The following is a 16,069-nucleotide window of genomic DNA, read 5'->3' on the forward strand; positions in this document are numbered from 1 at the left end:
GCAACACCAAATACGACAATGCCTATATCAATTCTTAACTCGCTAGATACTTTGCGAGCTCTCAAAATTATTTAACTCATTTCAAACTTCGACAAATTAATTGATTAACAATCACAATACTACAATTATTTACGGCTTTATTACTTTAAATCAAGTTTAAATTCACTTTAATTAAAAGAGAAAGTTGATTAAGTAGTCAAGATTAACATCATACAGTGTTAGCCTTTTTACTCAAAAAGTAAATATTGGCAGGTATTTTAAACGTAAAAAAGCCAACTTAAGTTAATCAAGTCGGCTTTCTAAAAGTAAATATTACTGAAGTTAAAGCCATTTTAACTTCAGTAAGTAAAATTAATTGCGAAGAACTTTAACTCGTTCAACACTCTTAACCTGAGCTTCTACTCGGCGGTTTTGCGCATGAGCTTCAAGTGTGTTTGCTGTGTTTAGCAAACGCTCTTCACCGTAACCAATTGTCGATACTCTGTCAGATGAAATACCATCTTTGATTAATACATCAGCCACATCTTGTGCACGCTTTTTAGATAATTGCATATTATAATCAGCATCACCAACGGCTGAAGCATGACCTTCTAATAAAACTGATGTGCCATCGTTTTCTTTCATGAACGCAGCTAAAGCAGCAATATCATCAAAATAACCATTTGGTACTTCAGCTACATCGTGCGGGAATGTAACTAGCAATGTCATCATTGCTTCTTTCTCTTCGTACAGTGTGCAGCCTTTATCATCAACTGCATCTGTCATTGGTGTATTAGCACATTGGTCATCAGCATCAATAACGCCATCATTGTCACTATCCATGGGAGCTGCCGTTACAGGCGCAGGCTCTACCGGTGCAGGTGCTGAACCTTGCTCACCAAAGATATAGCTAAGACCTAGTTTAGCGCCAACATCTGTGTAACCACGGTCAAGACCTTGGTATAAAGATGTTTCAGCGTTAAACGCAAAATTATCTGTAAAGTAATGTTGGTAACCCGCACCTACGTTAGCAAACATTAGATTTTCAGAAAGATCTAATTGCTTAAGGCCGAAAATACCATAGAAAGGGCCGCCGTTAATGTGGTAAAGACCATCAATACCGTAACGTTCGCCGTCCATGCTGGTTGCAGTCATAGCAGGATTTGAGCTTGATATATCAAAATCCATATCAGCATATTCTAAACGCGCACTCCAGTAATCGTTAAAACGATAACCAATTTCAGCTCCCCAACCTGTTGAATCATCAACGTTGGTGCCTGCACTACCGCGGACATTTTCCCATGAAGCATCGTAATAATCGCCAAACGCACCAATAAAGAAACCTTCTTTTTCAGCAGCAAAACTTGAAGCGCTAGTTGCAGCTAGCGCTACAGCAATAGTAAGTGATTTTAATTTCATTGTTTCCTTCCCATTTTCGCAATTAAAATTGTAGCTAAGTAACCCTAGCTTTTAATCTTTAAACCAGAGTAAAAAATCATTTGTTAATCATTACCTAACAAAACGCCTAAATTGTGTTTTTGTCAACTAAAGTGGTTGTTAATACAAACGGTAATAAGTATAGACGATATAAAAAACTTTACCTAACCCACAAGTAAATCGTCTACCGACAACACTAAAAGCACCTTACAAAGTCAATATTAATAGCAGTAAGGGAACTTTAAGACGTGTTAAAGTGTTCGGTCTCTTAGGTACATTATATTGGTTAATTTTAAATCAACAAGTGGCAAACGTATTTATTTTTTATAAATATTAATGAATAACAGGTAATAATCAGCCTAAAGCAAGAAAAATAAATACAACCTCATAATAACGACTGATATTTAGAAAAAAACCAATAGAAACAAAAATATATTACCCCATAGGTCGATTTCATTAGGTGCCACAAAATGTTTGATAATTTTCATCATCTTCAGGTGCTAAAGTCCATGACTCTTTTACTGGGGATTGAAATGGCTGTTGCAATGCATGCAAATATTCGTTCAATATTGGACTTTGATGCTGATGCGTAAAATCTTTTAAGATAGCTTCAATAATATGGTTACGCGGGATCAATTTTGGGTTCGCTTGTCGCATTGTCGGATAACTGTCTATATTAGTGCGTGTTAACCATTTAATTGACCAAGCAGCCAACTCACTAGGAATGGCAACACTACCTTGTAATGACTCGGTCAACGCATCAAAGCTATTGGTGTAATCAAGTTTATGCGTTTTCAGCAGCCCCAGTAACTCTGAAACTAACTCCTTATCACCAGCTTGCTCGCCATCAAGCCCCAGTTTTTGCGCCCACATTTGACTAAATGCGTGATTAAATTGCTCAGAAAAACCATTAATTAGCGGGCTCAATAGCGCAACGGCTTGCTCTTCATCGTCGCTAATTAAGGGTATTAAACTTTCAGCTAAGCGGGCACAATTCCAGTTAGCTATATTTGGTTGATTACCAAAAGCGTAGCGCCCCTGCCGATCTATAGAGCTAAACACAGTGTCAAAATCAAACTGATTCATCATAGCACATGGCCCATAGTCTATGGTTTCACCACTGATCAGGGTGTTATCTGTATTCATCACACCATGGATAAAACCAACTCGCATCCAGCTCACCACTAGCGCTATTTGTTTTTCAACAACCTTAGCTAAAAACGCTAAATAGCGCTCAGGACCCGTTGTATTGATTTCAGGGTAATGGCGTGCAATGGCTAAATCAGCCAATGCCTGCAAACCAGCAACATCACCTTGGCTTGCTAAATACTGAAACGAGCCAACGCGGATGTGACTACGTGCAACGCGGGTAACAATGGCGCCTGGTTGCGGGGGTTGTCGGTAAACAGTTTCACCGCTGGCGACGACAGCTAAACATCGTGTAGTTGGTACTCCTAACGCGTGCATCGCCTCACTCATTATGTATTCACGAACAGCAGGGCCAATTGCGCAGCGACCATCGCCACCGCGGGAGAATGGCGTAGCACCTGCACCTTTAAGCTGAATGTCCCATAGCTGTTGCTGCTGATCGGCAACAGCCCCTAGTAAATGGGCACGGCCGTCACCCAAACGCGGTGAAAAATGACCAAACTGATGCCCTGAATAACCCAGTGCAACAGGCGCTACGTTACTGCTATTTAGGTTACCTGCAAAAACCTGTGCACGTTCAGCGCTGGCAACATCAATATTAAGCTGCTGAGCTAATACATCGTTCCACAGCAATAACTTGGGTGCTGCAACGGCACTAGGAAAATCGGGCACTGCAAAATCATCAGCAATCTGGGTATAGCGAGCAACTAGTTTCATGGTATTCCTTAAGCTGGGGTTGTTTGTATACCTACGCGATTATCACCTACGCTGTATGCGATAATTAAGCTTAGCGCTTGTAAGCTTAAGCCGCTTTGCTGCTGTAATTCATTAAAAAATGCTTGTGCCGCAGTCAACGACTTTTTAGTTTGCAAACCGCCGTCAATTATTTTGTGAGCACGCAAATAATTTTCAACATCGCGCGATAGCAAAAAGGTATCTTTGCCAAGTGCGCGCAATGCATAAGGCCCTGTGTTACCCCCTAAACGCGCACCGTGTTTTTTTAAATATGCCCATAAACCAATTATGTCGCCTGTTGGCCAATTAGCAATAAACTGGCTAAAACTGCCATGCTCTGCGGCAATATCATGGATCATGTAAGTATTATGAGGAATAGTTTGTACTTTTTTAAAATTACGGACAATTCGCTCATCCGTGGCTTTTTGCTCAAGCATATCAGGCGGCATCATAAGTAACTTTTCAACACTAAAGTCCCAAAATACCTCGCGAAAACCAGCCCACTTATTGTTGATCACTGACCAATAAAAACCACTTTGAAAAATCTTGCGGGTAAACTCTTCAAGCCATGCATCATCAGATAAGCACTTCAGTTGTTCAGTCGCAAGAGGTGCGTGTAACAATTGCTCAAGCATAGCAGTACCGCCTTTACGCTGTGCCGCTCGTTGATAAATATCCTGAAACTTTTCCATTACTTAATACCCTTTTACCACTATGCACACTAGTGTACGAAAAAAGCTATTAATACGTAACCATTGAAGTGTAAAGATCAACATAAACACGGCGACTAACTAAAGATTTATTTCCAGAGTTCGGATTACAGTCTTGACACCTAGATGGCTAAAATGCTTTAATCACCGCCATTACCCCTATTTAAGGTGTCAGTTTTACTTTTTAAAACTGGCGCTGTGGGCTAGAAGAGGTGCGTTATTCAGGTAACGTATGTGAGGAGCACAACACTCCAGTGATCATACGTGAGGGGAATTAACGCCGAGAAGTAACACTTTTTGTGAAGGGTTATTTCGGGCGACTGGGTTGAATCCCAGCGACTGTCACCAATAACAGCTTGGCTGTTAAAATATTTGGTGGAGAGCTTCTGGTCTTAGCATAATAAGGCCATTGCGCCCTATTGTATTAAGCCCATTCGCTCTTCGAATTATTAGTTCGAACGATGTTAATGCGGCTCTTATCATAATGCTCATTAACTCCTCGAATCACTTATAAGTTCGTGAGAGATGATCAACAACTTCAATTTAAACGACTACCCATTGTGGACAGCCCTTGTCACGCCTTTTACTGACGCAGGCGAAGTCGACTATAGCGTGCTTGAGCAATTAGTTACGCAGCAACAGACAGCTAACAATGGCATTTTACTGCTTGGCAGTACAGGGGAAGGCTTAGCTCTTACCCTCAAAGAGCAGCAAGCGATTGTTGAGCACGTCTGCCAGTTAGCACCGACTGTGCCCTTGATGGTTGCCGTTGGCGGCATGAACCTCAAACAGCAAGTTGCATGGGTTGAATACTGTAACCAATTACCAATTCACGGTTATTTACTGGGCTCTCCTCTCTATGCTAAACCAGGCGTAGTTGGCCAAACCCACTGGTTTGAAAGTCTACTCAATGCCAGCAAGCATCCATGTATGCTTTACAACGTACCGGGGCGCAGTGCGATTGCTATCCCACCTGCAGTAATTAGCAATTTAAAAGATCACAAAAACTTATGGGCGCTTAAAGAAGCCAGTGGCGATATTGCGAAATTTGAAGGCTTTAGAAATGCCGCACCAGAGCTGGCGATTTTTAGTGGTGATGATGCGTTGATGCCTTACTTTGCCCAAGCCGGCGCGAAAGGCTTAGTATCTGTCGCGGCCAATGCATGGCCTTCACAAACCCACGAGTTTGTAAAACGTAGCCTCAGTGGTCAACACCCCAATTTATTTGCTGACTGGTCGCAAGCAATTCAAAGCTTGTTTGCTGTCGCAAACCCTATCCCCGTTAAAGTACTCATGCATTTACAAGGGCGTATTAATAGCCCGTATTTGCGTCCGCCTTTAACGCATCTTGAGTTAACGCAAACAGATTGTATTAACAACGCAAACAACACCATTTTATCTTGGCATTAAACACAGGTTTTTATAATGAGCTGGTTAGAACTATTAAATAATTTAGAATCGGGCGCAGTACGCGCAGCAACACAAGACGAAAGCGGCCAATGGCATGCGAATGTTGAAGTTAAACAAGGTATTTTAGAAGCGTTTAAAAACGGTACTAATACTGAATTCCCTGGTGGTTTTGTTGATAAGCATAACTTAGCGCCACAAGGCTTTGCAGCTGATGCAGGTGTACGTATGGTGCCAGGTGGCTCAAGTGTACGACGTGGTGCTCACGTTGCTAAAGGTACGATTATCATGCCACCAGCCTATGTAAACATTGGCGCCTACATTGACGAAGGCACTATGGTTGATAGCCACGCATTGGTAGGCTCTTGTGCACAAGTAGGTAAAAACGTGCATTTAAGTGCTGCGGTACAACTAGGCGGCGTACTTGAGCCAATTGGCGCAAGTCCTGTGGTAGTCGAAGACGATGCATTCATCGGTGCAGGCTGTGTAATTGTTGAAGGCGTAGTGGTTAAAAAAGGTGCAGTACTTGCCCCTGGCGTGCGTTTATCTGCAACCATTCCTGTCTACGACTGTGTCAATGAGCGCCAACTAGATAGAGGCGAGCCAATTCCAGAATATGCGATTGTTATTCCTGGTTCTCGTCCAGCATCAAATGCATGGGCTCGTGAACAAGGTTTAAGTATGTCATGCGCACTAATCGTAAAATACCGTGATGAACAAAGTGATGCGTCATTACTTCTTGAAGAGGTTTTACGTTAATGACCTTTTTGAGCACGCCAGTTAAAAACGCCATTGCTGAGCTATCAACTAAACTTGATACGCCATTTTTTGTTTACGACCTAGATACTCTAAACGCACACTTAGCACGTTTAGTAGCGCAAACAGAGGTAAAACTGTGGTATGCGGTAAAAGCCAATCCGCTTTCTAAAGTGATTCAAAGCTTAGATAACGCAGGTTTTAACTTTGACGTAGCAAGCAAAGGTGAACTTGAGCAAGTACTTGCACAAGGCATTAACAGCGAGCGCGTGCTCAACACGGGGCCAGCAAAGAGCCCACGCCAAATTAAACACTTTATTGAACGTGGCGTACGTATTTTTGTTGCCGAAAGTCTCAATCAAGTCCGCTGGTTAAATGAGCAAGCGATTGCAAAGCAATGCCAGCTACAGGTTTTACTACGTGTGCAATTACGCTGGCCTGAAGGCGAAAAAAATCCTCTCGGTGGCGATAGCCTTACTCCATTTGGTTTAGGTTGCGATGAATGGCAAACGCTCAATACTAGCGACTACCCAACGCTTAGTTTTGACGGCCTGCATATTTTCCAATGGGGCAATATGCTCAGTACTGACAAACTTGCCGAGCTTTGGTCACAAATGGTTGCACCACTGCAACAACTTGCAAGCGATTTAGGTATTCGTTTAAAAGTGCTCGATTTAGGCGGTGGTTTAGGCATTCCTTACACTTTAGATGCACCTACCTTAAGTTGGGATACATTAATTAGCGCCCTTGCAAAAATTAAGCGTGCTGCAGGCGTTGATGAGTTATGGATGGAGCTTGGCCGTTATGCCGTAGGTGAATGTGGCCACTACGCAACACCGGTGGTTGAGCGCAAACTTAACTATGGCCAGCAGCAAGTAATCTTAAGCGGTGGTATTAACCATTTATTACGCCCCGCCGTCACCAGCCAAGATTTCCCTGCACGATTATTACGTGACTCAACAGCCTCAAACCAAGCAATGAGTTTATATGGACCATTGTGTACTGCACTGGATTGTTTAGGTGAACATCAATTACCTAACGATTTAAACGAGCAAGACTGGCTGGTGTTTAGCCAATGCGGCGCGTACGGTTTTACCGAAAGCATGCCCTACTTTTTATGCCATGAACTGGCCGCCGAATACGTTATGAACAATGGTGAGCTTAACTGTATTCGCCAAGCAGAAGATGCTAGCTACTACTTAAGGTAATTGAAATGAGTATGACAACTGCAATCAGCCAAGAAAATATCGTGGTTGGCGAAGTCGCAAATGGCTTACCGCTAACCATTCCAGTCTATCGTTTAAAAGGCGATGGCACTGGGCCAAATGTTTATGTGCAAGCCAATATGCACGGTGCTGAAGTACAAGGTAATGCGGTTATTTACCAATTACTTGAGCAACTTAAGCATCTTGAACTCAAAGGCGATATCACCTTAGTGCCTTATGCCAACCCAATTGGCTGTAATCAAAAGTCAGGGGAGTTTACCCTTGGCCGCTTTGATCCAATCACTGGCACTAATTGGAATCGCATGTATCACTGCAATAGTAAATTGGCGAGCCAATTTGCCGAGCAATATCGTGATGCCGATGAGCAAACCTTAAAAAGCGTATTTAAAACTGCGCTGATTGAAGAGGTAGATCAACAGCTTAACGGTCCAGCTTATCAACTAACTACTGGTAAGCGCATTGCACTCAATTTACAAAAACTCGCGCATCAGGCTGATATCGTGCTGGATTTACACACTGGGCCTATTTCAAGCCAGCATTTATATTGTCCAGATTACGCCAAGGCCAGCGCCAGCTATTTCAACATTCCCCATGTTTTGTTCATTCCGAATGACTTTGATGGTGCAATGGATGAAGCCAGCTTCTGCCCTTGGTGGCAACTAACCGAGGCATTAGCTCAACAAGGCCGTGAGTTTAACGTGCAAGTTGAAGCGTTCACGGTTGAGCTTGGCAGCCAAGAAAAAATAGATTTAACGGCGGCCCTAAATGACGCGAATAGTATTTTGAGTTACCTAAATCACAAGCAAGTGTTTGTCGATGCGCCGTACCAGCCTAAAGCAATGCAGCGCTACGGCTGTAATTTAAGTGATTATCTTGCTTACTATGCACCTATGGGTGGCATGGTTGAATATATAGCGCCACTTGGTGGCCATATTAAAGCCGGTGAGCCTATTGCTAAAGTGCTGCGCATGGAACGCTACTTGAGCGAGCAACCATTGCAAACACTCACGCTTGATTGTAATGCGATCGCTATTTTGCATTTTGCCTCAGCAAGCGTAAACCAAGGCACCGAGCTATATAAATTTTTTACCAACGTATTTGAGCTTTAACTTTTATGTAAATCTCAGCCCTTCTCATTGCGTGAGAGCACGATTATCCAACAGGAAAACGTGCATTGAACAAGCGGCTTCGGCCGCTTTTTCTTTGTATTTATGATCGAAAAGCGTCACAATCACGTAAGTTCAGTAACAATTCACTGATATTCAGTTACAGTCAATGCTGGATAAAATGTAATGGAAAGGTATTTTCGCTGGTTTTATAACACTGAAATTAGCCCATTCTCATTTACCAACAACACACGATAGCTACTCTATATTTGATTTTATCAAAGGAATAATAATGACTTGGCACTATGGGATCATATTCACTGCACTATTATCAAGCACCACATTTGCACAATCAGAACCAGCAACAAAGACCAACGAACAAGACGATGAGCTTGAGCTGGTAAAGCAATGTATTTTAAATGAAGCAATTGGTGGAGCTGGCGAAATGACGCTCGCGCAATTGCGCGAAAAATGCTCATCACTAGATGAAAGCAAACAAGTTACCGCGCTGGATAAACGCAAAGCGCGTGAAGAGGTTAGTCAAAAAAACCGTAATGTGATCACACCACATAAGCGTAACTATATTTTACCTATCTCTTATGTATCCCACCCAAACAATAGCTCGTTTGAAGCATATGACGAAGTAACCGGTGAAAAAAAAGATGAACCACTCGATAACGTAGAAGCAAAATATCAGCTTTCAATTAAGGTTCCTATTTTCGATGATTTTTCTGATGAAGACCAAGCTATATTTTTTGCCTTTACATTGCAGTCATATTGGCAACTTTATAACAAAGAAAGCTCCTCACCATTTCGTGAGACCAACTATGAGCCAGAAATTTTTTGGGTTAATTATTTAGATAAAGAGCACGTTCCATGGGGCGACGAAATGGCTGTGGTGCTTGGTGTTTCCCATCAATCTAACGGTAATAGTCAGCCAGATTCACGCTCATGGAACCGTATTTATGCAAACTTTCTGTGGGAAAACGATGGCTACGTGTTTAGCTTTAAACCTTGGTACCGTATTTCAGAAAGCGAGAAAGAAACACCATTAGATCCAAGAGGTGATGATAACCCTGATATTTACAAATACATGGGTTACTTTGAATTTAGCGGTGCATATCGACTTAATGATCATGAGTTTAGTTTTATGACCCGCAACAACTTAAATTCAGACAATCGTGGTGCAATTCAGCTTGATTGGTCATTTCCGTTATGGGGGCGAGTTCGTGGTTACGCCCAATACTTCAACGGTTACGGTGAAAGTTTAATTGATTATAACGCGGATATAGAACGTATTGGTGTCGGTATATTGTTAACTGATTTACTGTAAAAATTAAGGCCAAGCAATCGCTTGGCCTTTTTGTTGTTAGTGCTAAATTCGGGCTACTTAATAATTTTAAATGTGCCTTCAAATTCGGCTACAAGTAGCTCACCGTCGTAAATTTCAACGGGCACCATGTAGCTTGCTTTACCATCTGTTTCCAGCTCAGCCAACTTGCCTTTACAGCCACTTAAATCAACGCTACCGCGCGGTTCATTATTGAGTGGTTTTAGGTATTTAATGTTTGCATCAGCAAGCACAATATTACCCTCAAGGCCAGCTTCTTTAAGCGCTAAATAAGTAGCACCCCACCCAGTTAACGTCGCTAAGCTATAAATAGAACCGGCAAACATAGTGTTATGTAGATTTAAGTTCGCATTGAGATCTGCACTGGTGGTAAATTGCCAATCGGTGTAGCTTTCAACCTTAATGCCCATCGCATCACTAATTGGAATAGATTCACGCCAGGTATTTTGCAGTACCTGAGTCCAATTAGGGTGGCGGAACCAACCTGGTTCAGACGGTTTTTGTTTCACCATCTTCCAATGTTGAACATCGTCATAAGCCAGATGCGCTTTTTCTTTGAGCTCATAACCATGGCGCTTATAAAACTCTAAAGCACGCTCTCGAGCAAATAGCACCAATTCATCGGCATCTTGGGTCCAGGCTATTTTTTCAAGTTCATGGAGTAAACGGCTACCAATATGCTGGTTACGATTACCCTCAGCCACCGCCATATAGCGCACTTGAGCTTGCTGTTGATTATTAAAATGCAATCGCGCAACACCCAATACAACACCTTCTTTATTTTTAATAAAACGGTGTTCGGCATCTTGTTCTAAATCATCTTGCTCTGAGCCACGCGGCTCATTCCAAGGCGCGCGTAGCACTTGCCAACGTAATTGATAATAAGCTTGCCAATCTTCGCTACTTTGTGGTGTTGTCACCTGAAACATAATCACTCCTGTTGTGCTAATACCGTACTATAAAACGCTGCTGATCATTGCGAAAAAATAACATCAACAAAATACAGCTATTTATTATTGCGACCTACCATACTCCATCTGATAAAAACTTGGAATACGACTTTGGTGAGCAAAGTAAAATAACTGCTTTACCTGTAAAACTTGATAGACATATTGGCGCTTTAGATTGACTCGTCTATGCTGATGTAACTATGGAACATTTTTTTGAAGACAGCGGTGCAGTTAAACACAGCTTTATTGAAGATTGCCATTGCATCGGGCAATTACTCTATTGGCACAAATATGGCGCCGATTGTATTCAGGTGCGCCAACATAAACAGTTACGCTGGTTACTGATCAACGAAATCTTGCAATCGGTGGTAGAAAAAAGCCGCCCAAGCCGTTTGCTATTCCCGCATTTGCAATATTTAGCAATGCTATGGCAACCATTAACACCGCCCAAAGCAATCCTTGAGCTAGGTTTAGGTGGGGGAGCAATTCGTAATTACTTACAACACACTTATCCTGATAGCCAGTTGATGTCGGTAGAGAAAAACCCCAATATCATTCATTGTTATAAACGTTTTTTTGGTGGTGATCACGCCTCTAACTTACGCTGTTTTGATGCAGAAGCCGTGCTTGATCAACAACAAACATATGACTGGATTATTTTAGATTTATTCAGTCAATTAGATGCACCGTTATTTTTATACAAACACCGCTTTTACGAAAAGCTGCGCAGCGCTTTAGCTAAAAATGGCTACCTGTTTATTAATTTTTTATCTGGTCATGAGTCACAATTAAAACAGCTAGAACATTTACTGATCACCACATTTGGTAAAATACCCAGCATCGAAAAAATCCCTGGTTATGCTAATAATATTGTGGTGATCAGAAAATAATTCGTTACACAGCCAAATTAAATGTTACAGGCCCGTCGTTACACAAGCTGACCTGCATATCTGCAGCAAACTGCCCGGTCGCAACAGTTAACCCCGCCGCTTTTGCTTGGTTTACAAAATAATCATAAAGCTCATTTGCTTGAGCAGGGGTTGCCGCCGATGAAAAACTCGGGCGCATGCCTTTTTTAGTGTCGGCTGCTAAAGTAAATTGCGACACCACTAATAATTCACCTTGGATATCCTTGAGACTTAAGTTCATTTTATCGTTTTCATCGGTAAAAATACGATAGTTGCTTACCTTGTGTAGCAGTTTATCAGCAGTATTATCATCATCGTGTTTCTCAACACCTAGCAGTAACAATATTCCCTGTTCAATTTGCCCGATGATTTGCCCTTCGACTTCGACTTTTGCGTGTTTAACCCGCTGAATTAGTCCTTGCATTTATGCCTCGATAATTTAATGTACATAAGATCGGCTGCGCGCCGCACTGCGGATAAAGATACATTATTATCAACACCATGCCCAATGCCATCTAAGATAAGCAACTGAGCATTGAGTTGCTCGGCTAACTGCTGAACCGCATTGAATCGACATACTAAATCATGACGACCATGAATAAACCAAGTCGGAATTTTACTAATTTTTTTATAGTGCTCACTAATAAAGTTATCCGTAATAAAACACTGTGCGGCAAAATAATGGACCATCAAACGCGCCATATTGAGGCCCAATTGTGGTGAGCTCAATCCCCATTGATGTTGCTGTTTACCATGACTTAAAACATTTTCCCACTGGCACCATAACTTGGCAAAATGATTGGCATTTATTTGATTATCATCATTTAATTGCTGCTGATAAAACTTAAGAATACTTGTAACATCCGGCAGATTTTGGGAAAAACGCGCATACAACTCAGGGTAAAAGTGTGCCGCAGCACCGGCACTGCTATATAACCAGTTTAAATCTGCTGAAGTCGCTAAAAACGTTCCCCGTAAAATAAGCCCTTGCACATGTTGAGTATGCTCAATAGCATATAGTAAACATAAGGTTGCTCCCCACGAACCACCACTTAGCAGCCATTTTTCTAGTCCTAAATAAATACGTAAGTAATCAAGATCTGCCACAAGCTCTGCGGTAGTGTTCGCATTAATTAAATGGGGAGTAGATTGGCCGCAGCCGCGTTGGATATACAAAATAATACGGTAGCGGGTGGGATCAAAAAAACGGCAATTATCCGCATGCAATCCCACGCCAGGACCGCCATGGCAAACCACTACAGGCAAGCCATCAGGATCACCGTATTCTTGTACATGAATTTGATGACCATCCCCGACACTCAAATGAAAATCATGGTACGGGGTAATATTAGGATATAACTGCATAATGCTGATTCTCCCATCAGCGATGCAATTAATTAGTTAATAGCATCGCTCTCATCTTCAAGAACAATCTCAGGTGTATCGGCAATATTTTGCGGGCTAACACATACTGTGAATTCAGCCCCTAACAGCACCACCACCCAAGATAAATAGATCCACACAAACAAAATTGGGATCGTTGCCACTGCGCCATAAATTACTTCATACGATGGAAAATGACTGATATACAGCGCAAAGCCTTTTTTGGTTAATTCAAATAATAAAGCAGCAAATAAAGCACCCGGTATTGCAGCTCGAAAAGAAACTCGCGTGTTAGGCACTAAAGTATAGAGCAAAATAAACCCCGCCATGGAAATTAAATACGGTAACAGCTTTAACAAAAAGCCACTAAAACCTGGGATCCCTTGATCAGCAAAAGAGACTAAAGAAACAATATAAGAAGTAACACCAATACTGGCACCTAATAACAAGGGTCCTAAACTCAATACCATCCAATAAACAGCGAACGAAATCATCATTGGCCGTTTAGCTTTAATTCGCCAAATACGGTTTAAAGTTGCATCAACATTTCGGATCAACAGTAGTGCGATGGCGGCTAAAAAGCCGATACCCACCGCCGTCATCTGGTTCGCATTACCAGCAAAAGAAGTAATATGCTCTTTAATGACATCTGATGAGGTGGGAATAAAATTAGCAAACAAAAAGTTTTCAATCGCAATTCGGGTGTCTTCAAAGCCAGGAAAAGCAGAGAAAATAGCCACACCCACAGCGATTAAAGGCACTAATGAGAGTAGTGTTACATAGGCTAAATAACCAGCGTTTACAGTAATTTGGTCATCTATACAACGATTCACATATTGCATCCACCAACCAGGCTGTTGGCGTAAAAATGACATTACTTGTTGCTTATAAAGCGCGACTTTATCACTCATAAATTTAACTTTCTGCTAAAATAGTTTTGATTATCATAGCAATCCGCCACATAATTTAAAGCTATAACGGATTTAAAAAGGGATATCCATGAAAAAACTTACTTTGTTAGGCGCACCAATTATCGCTTTAACGCTCACCTTAACGGGTTGTCAATCCGCATATTACTCAGCCATGGAATCGGTTGGTGTGCACAAACGCGATATTTTAGTCGACCGTGTTGAGGAAACAAAAGAATCTCAAGAAGAGTCACAACAAGAGTTTCAATCTGCTTTAGAGCGTTTAACTACGCTAATAAATTTTGATGGTGGTGATTTACAAGCCGCTTATGAGCAACTCAACGATGACTACGAGTCGAGCCTTTCGGCTGCAAACGGCGTTACAAATAACATCAACAAAGTTGAAGACGTAGCCGAAGCATTATTTGAAGAATGGGGCGACGAATTAGAGCAATATACTAATGCGTCACTAAAGCGTGAAAGCAATAAAAAACTCACCGCAACCAAACGTGACTTTGATAAACTATTACGCTCAATGCGCAATGCTGAAAGCAAAATGGAGCCTGTACTGTCATCACTGCATGACAATGTTTTATATTTAAAGCATAATCTTAACGCACAAGCCGTGACAGCCATTCAAGGTGAATTTACCAACCTTAAACGCGATATCAAAGTGTTAATGGATGACATGAACAAGTCGATTGCTGATTCAAATAAATTTATTGAGCAAATGAATAAAGCAGGATAAATTAGCTGCGAGTTGGCGAGAAAAGAATACATTAAGCCTGCGATTTCGCAGGCTTTTTTATTGTTATATCTTGTTACTTTTTAAGTATTTTTTTATCAGCTATTTTTGGTACACTTTTCAATCATTAAAATAATAAAAACAGTGAACAATGAAAATACGTACCATTAGTTTGATTATCAGTTCAACTATCTTAGTCGCTTGTAGTAGCGCAAATAAAGTACAAACTATTGCGGGGCCAGAAACTATTGTACCACTGCACCAAGAGGGTGAACGAGCTGGCCGCTACCACAATCTCTACCCTGGTGAAAAAACTTACCCTATTAGTTGTGAGCATGATTGCTACCCAAAAAACGCGAGCTTAGTATGTGAAGCAGAAACTGAAAACTGCCAATATCAAGGCGAGCAGCTAACACCACAACTCAATACTGGCTTCACTGTGCGCTGGCTTGGCCACGCAGGTTTTATGATCAAAACCCCCAACGGCCAACAAGTGGTATTTGATCCAGTAAAGGAACAGTTTGACTCCCCTGTTGATTTAGCTTTTCGTCTTGCTTCAGGGTTTTATCGCAAACCTGGTGATTGGCTCACTAACGACGAACTAAAAAACTTAGCCGCCGTTATGTATTCTCATCTTCACTACGATCATTTCAATAAAGCCGATATTGAAGAAATTGGTAATCAGCCTCGCTATCTAACCCCGCACGGGATGGCCGATAACTTTCCAACTGGTGGCTTTAACATTAGTGAAATGGCCTGGTACGCAAGCACCAAAATTGATGATTTAACCATTCACGCCGTGCCTGCACATCACTTTAGCAGTCGTATTCTCGTCCCTTTTATTTACGAAGATAACGATAAAGCTTCATGGAATGGCTGGCTGCTTGAACAAAATGGCAAAACACTCTTTTTTGCAGGCGACACCGGTTACTCACAGCACTTTAAAGACATTCAACAGAAATATGGTGAGATTGATATTTGTTTAATGCCAATTGCCTCTTATTACAGCGAAGATAATGGCAAATGGTATCGTTATGTACATACCACTCCTGAGGATGCCTTAACAGCCGCACAAGAGCTAAATTGCAAAGTTATGATACCTTGGGGCTATGGCAACTCAAGTTGGCAGATGGGCGATCACAGCAGCCATTCCCCATTACTACGCTTATTGCATATGTACGATGAAATGGACTCGCAAATCCCGCTGTATATTTTCAATGAAGGAGAAAGTGTCGCACTATAAAGCGACACTTGGGTACTGATACGATTGCTCTTCCGCCTTGCATTCAAAACTGTAAAAAACTGTATGCACTTACGGC

The 16,069-nt window shown here is 41.7% G+C and carries 16 protein-coding genes and 1 riboswitch; of the genes, 9 read left to right on the top strand and 7 right to left on the bottom strand.

Annotated features, from left to right (window positions below; genetic code table 11):
* Positions 1-351 precede the first annotated feature (351 nt).
* The 3 genes from NDQ71_RS10770 to NDQ71_RS10780 form a co-directional block, all read right to left on the bottom strand.
* Positions 352-1,398 carry an OmpA family protein gene (locus tag NDQ71_RS10770; protein WP_064667794.1) on the bottom strand — a complete coding sequence of 349 codons (1,047 nt, stop codon included), beginning with the start codon at positions 1,396-1,398 and terminating at the stop codon, positions 352-354.
* Between the two features lie 474 nt (positions 1,399-1,872).
* Positions 1,873-3,282: a YdiU family protein gene (locus NDQ71_RS10775; RefSeq protein ID WP_192540658.1), complete on the bottom strand. Its 1,410-nt coding sequence runs from the start codon at positions 3,280-3,282 to the stop codon at positions 1,873-1,875.
* 8 nt (positions 3,283-3,290) lie between these two features.
* Positions 3,291-3,992, bottom strand: a complete 702-nt coding sequence (locus tag NDQ71_RS10780; protein WP_064667792.1) for a DNA-3-methyladenine glycosylase I — start codon at positions 3,990-3,992, stop codon at positions 3,291-3,293.
* Between the two features lie 217 nt (positions 3,993-4,209).
* Positions 4,210-4,404, top strand: a riboswitch (Lysine riboswitch).
* Positions 4,405-4,535: 131 nt separating this feature from the next.
* On the opposite strand from NDQ71_RS10780, the gene dapA reads away from it, so the two are divergent.
* From dapA to NDQ71_RS10805, 5 genes are all read left to right on the top strand, one after another.
* Positions 4,536-5,420, top strand: coding sequence for a 4-hydroxy-tetrahydrodipicolinate synthase (dapA, locus tag NDQ71_RS10785; RefSeq protein WP_064667791.1), 885 nt, complete (start codon positions 4,536-4,538; stop codon positions 5,418-5,420).
* Positions 5,421-5,435: 15 nt separating this feature from the next.
* On the top strand, positions 5,436-6,176 hold the full coding sequence (locus NDQ71_RS10790) for a 2,3,4,5-tetrahydropyridine-2,6-dicarboxylate N-succinyltransferase (RefSeq protein WP_192540656.1): 741 nt from the start codon (positions 5,436-5,438) through the stop codon (positions 6,174-6,176).
* Positions 6,176-7,381, top strand: coding sequence for a PLP-dependent decarboxylase (locus NDQ71_RS10795; protein ID WP_192540655.1), 1,206 nt, complete (start codon positions 6,176-6,178; stop codon positions 7,379-7,381). The genes NDQ71_RS10790 and NDQ71_RS10795 overlap by 1 nt, the downstream gene beginning before the upstream one ends.
* Positions 7,382-7,386: 5 nt before the next feature.
* Positions 7,387-8,508, top strand: a complete 1,122-nt coding sequence (locus NDQ71_RS10800; RefSeq protein ID WP_192540654.1) for a succinylglutamate desuccinylase/aspartoacylase family protein — start codon at positions 7,387-7,389, stop codon at positions 8,506-8,508.
* Between the two features lie 289 nt (positions 8,509-8,797).
* Positions 8,798-9,838: a phospholipase A gene (locus tag NDQ71_RS10805; protein WP_301561618.1), complete on the top strand. Its 1,041-nt coding sequence runs from the start codon at positions 8,798-8,800 to the stop codon at positions 9,836-9,838.
* 53 nt (positions 9,839-9,891) lie between these two features.
* On the opposite strand, the gene NDQ71_RS10810 is transcribed toward NDQ71_RS10805, so the two are convergent.
* Entirely contained in the window at positions 9,892-10,785 is an 894-nt protein-coding gene (locus NDQ71_RS10810) for a bifunctional GNAT family N-acetyltransferase/hotdog fold thioesterase (RefSeq protein ID WP_192540652.1), read from the bottom strand.
* Between the two features lie 47 nt (positions 10,786-10,832).
* On the opposite strand from NDQ71_RS10810, the gene NDQ71_RS10815 reads away from it, so the two are divergent.
* Together NDQ71_RS10815 and NDQ71_RS10820 are read left to right on the top strand one after the other, a co-directional pair.
* Positions 10,833-10,985, top strand: a complete 153-nt coding sequence (locus tag NDQ71_RS10815; RefSeq protein WP_192540651.1) for a hypothetical protein — start codon at positions 10,833-10,835, stop codon at positions 10,983-10,985.
* A gap of 21 nt (positions 10,986-11,006) precedes the next feature.
* Positions 11,007-11,696 (top strand): spermidine synthase, encoded by a 690-nt coding sequence (locus NDQ71_RS10820; RefSeq protein ID WP_192540650.1) that lies wholly within the window; start codon positions 11,007-11,009, stop codon positions 11,694-11,696.
* A 4-nt stretch (positions 11,697-11,700) separates the two neighbouring features.
* Here the strand turns inward: NDQ71_RS10820 and dtd are convergent, their stop codons facing one another.
* From dtd to NDQ71_RS10835, 3 genes are read right to left on the bottom strand one after another with little or no spacing between them, the layout of a single operon-like run.
* Complete coding sequence (dtd, locus tag NDQ71_RS10825) at positions 11,701-12,138, bottom strand: D-aminoacyl-tRNA deacylase (RefSeq protein ID WP_192540649.1); 438 nt, start codon at positions 12,136-12,138, stop codon at positions 11,701-11,703.
* Entirely contained in the window at positions 12,126-13,079 is a 954-nt protein-coding gene (locus tag NDQ71_RS10830; RefSeq protein ID WP_301561619.1) for an alpha/beta fold hydrolase, read from the bottom strand. Before NDQ71_RS10830 ends, dtd begins: the two co-directional genes overlap by 13 nt.
* A 32-nt stretch (positions 13,080-13,111) precedes the next feature.
* Entirely contained in the window at positions 13,112-14,008 is an 897-nt protein-coding gene (locus NDQ71_RS10835) for a virulence factor BrkB family protein (RefSeq protein ID WP_192540647.1), read from the bottom strand.
* 88 nt (positions 14,009-14,096) lie between these two features.
* Here NDQ71_RS10835 and NDQ71_RS10840 point away from each other — a divergent pair, with 88 nt between their 5' ends.
* Together NDQ71_RS10840 and NDQ71_RS10845 are read left to right on the top strand one after the other, a co-directional pair.
* Positions 14,097-14,753 (top strand): DUF2959 domain-containing protein, encoded by a 657-nt coding sequence (locus tag NDQ71_RS10840; RefSeq protein WP_301561620.1) that lies wholly within the window; start codon positions 14,097-14,099, stop codon positions 14,751-14,753.
* 148 nt (positions 14,754-14,901) lie between these two features.
* Positions 14,902-15,993 carry an MBL fold metallo-hydrolase gene (locus tag NDQ71_RS10845; protein WP_301561621.1) on the top strand — a complete coding sequence of 364 codons (1,092 nt, stop codon included), beginning with the start codon at positions 14,902-14,904 and terminating at the stop codon, positions 15,991-15,993.
* The last annotated feature ends 76 nt before the right edge of the window (positions 15,994-16,069 follow it).

The organism is Pseudoalteromonas sp. KG3, assembly GCF_030436385.1.
GTDB classification, from domain to species: Bacteria; Pseudomonadota; Gammaproteobacteria; order Enterobacterales; family Alteromonadaceae; genus Pseudoalteromonas; species Pseudoalteromonas prydzensis.

Excerpts from the sequence above, each read along its gene's own strand:
- NDQ71_RS10770 (WP_064667794.1), bottom strand. The coding sequence starts at position 1,398 with ATGAAATTAAAATCACTTACTATTGCTGTAGCGCTAGCTGCAACTAGC.
- NDQ71_RS10775 (WP_192540658.1), bottom strand. The coding sequence starts at position 3,282 with ATGAAACTAGTTGCTCGCTATACCCAGATTGCTGATGATTTTGCAGTG.
- NDQ71_RS10780 (WP_064667792.1), bottom strand. The coding sequence starts at position 3,992 with ATGGAAAAGTTTCAGGATATTTATCAACGAGCGGCACAGCGTAAAGGC.
- dapA (WP_064667791.1), top strand. The coding sequence starts at position 4,536 with ATGATCAACAACTTCAATTTAAACGACTACCCATTGTGGACAGCCCTT.
- NDQ71_RS10790 (WP_192540656.1), top strand. The coding sequence starts at position 5,436 with ATGAGCTGGTTAGAACTATTAAATAATTTAGAATCGGGCGCAGTACGC.
- NDQ71_RS10795 (WP_192540655.1), top strand. The coding sequence starts at position 6,176 with ATGACCTTTTTGAGCACGCCAGTTAAAAACGCCATTGCTGAGCTATCA.
- NDQ71_RS10800 (WP_192540654.1), top strand. The coding sequence starts at position 7,387 with ATGAGTATGACAACTGCAATCAGCCAAGAAAATATCGTGGTTGGCGAA.
- NDQ71_RS10805 (WP_301561618.1), top strand. The coding sequence starts at position 8,798 with ATGACTTGGCACTATGGGATCATATTCACTGCACTATTATCAAGCACC.
- NDQ71_RS10810 (WP_192540652.1), bottom strand. The coding sequence starts at position 10,785 with ATGTTTCAGGTGACAACACCACAAAGTAGCGAAGATTGGCAAGCTTAT.
- NDQ71_RS10820 (WP_192540650.1), top strand. The coding sequence starts at position 11,007 with ATGGAACATTTTTTTGAAGACAGCGGTGCAGTTAAACACAGCTTTATT.
- dtd (WP_192540649.1), bottom strand. The coding sequence starts at position 12,138 with ATGCAAGGACTAATTCAGCGGGTTAAACACGCAAAAGTCGAAGTCGAA.
- NDQ71_RS10830 (WP_301561619.1), bottom strand. The coding sequence starts at position 13,079 with ATGCAGTTATATCCTAATATTACCCCGTACCATGATTTTCATTTGAGT.
- NDQ71_RS10835 (WP_192540647.1), bottom strand. The coding sequence starts at position 14,008 with ATGAGTGATAAAGTCGCGCTTTATAAGCAACAAGTAATGTCATTTTTA.
- NDQ71_RS10840 (WP_301561620.1), top strand. The coding sequence starts at position 14,097 with ATGAAAAAACTTACTTTGTTAGGCGCACCAATTATCGCTTTAACGCTC.
- NDQ71_RS10845 (WP_301561621.1), top strand. The coding sequence starts at position 14,902 with ATGAAAATACGTACCATTAGTTTGATTATCAGTTCAACTATCTTAGTC.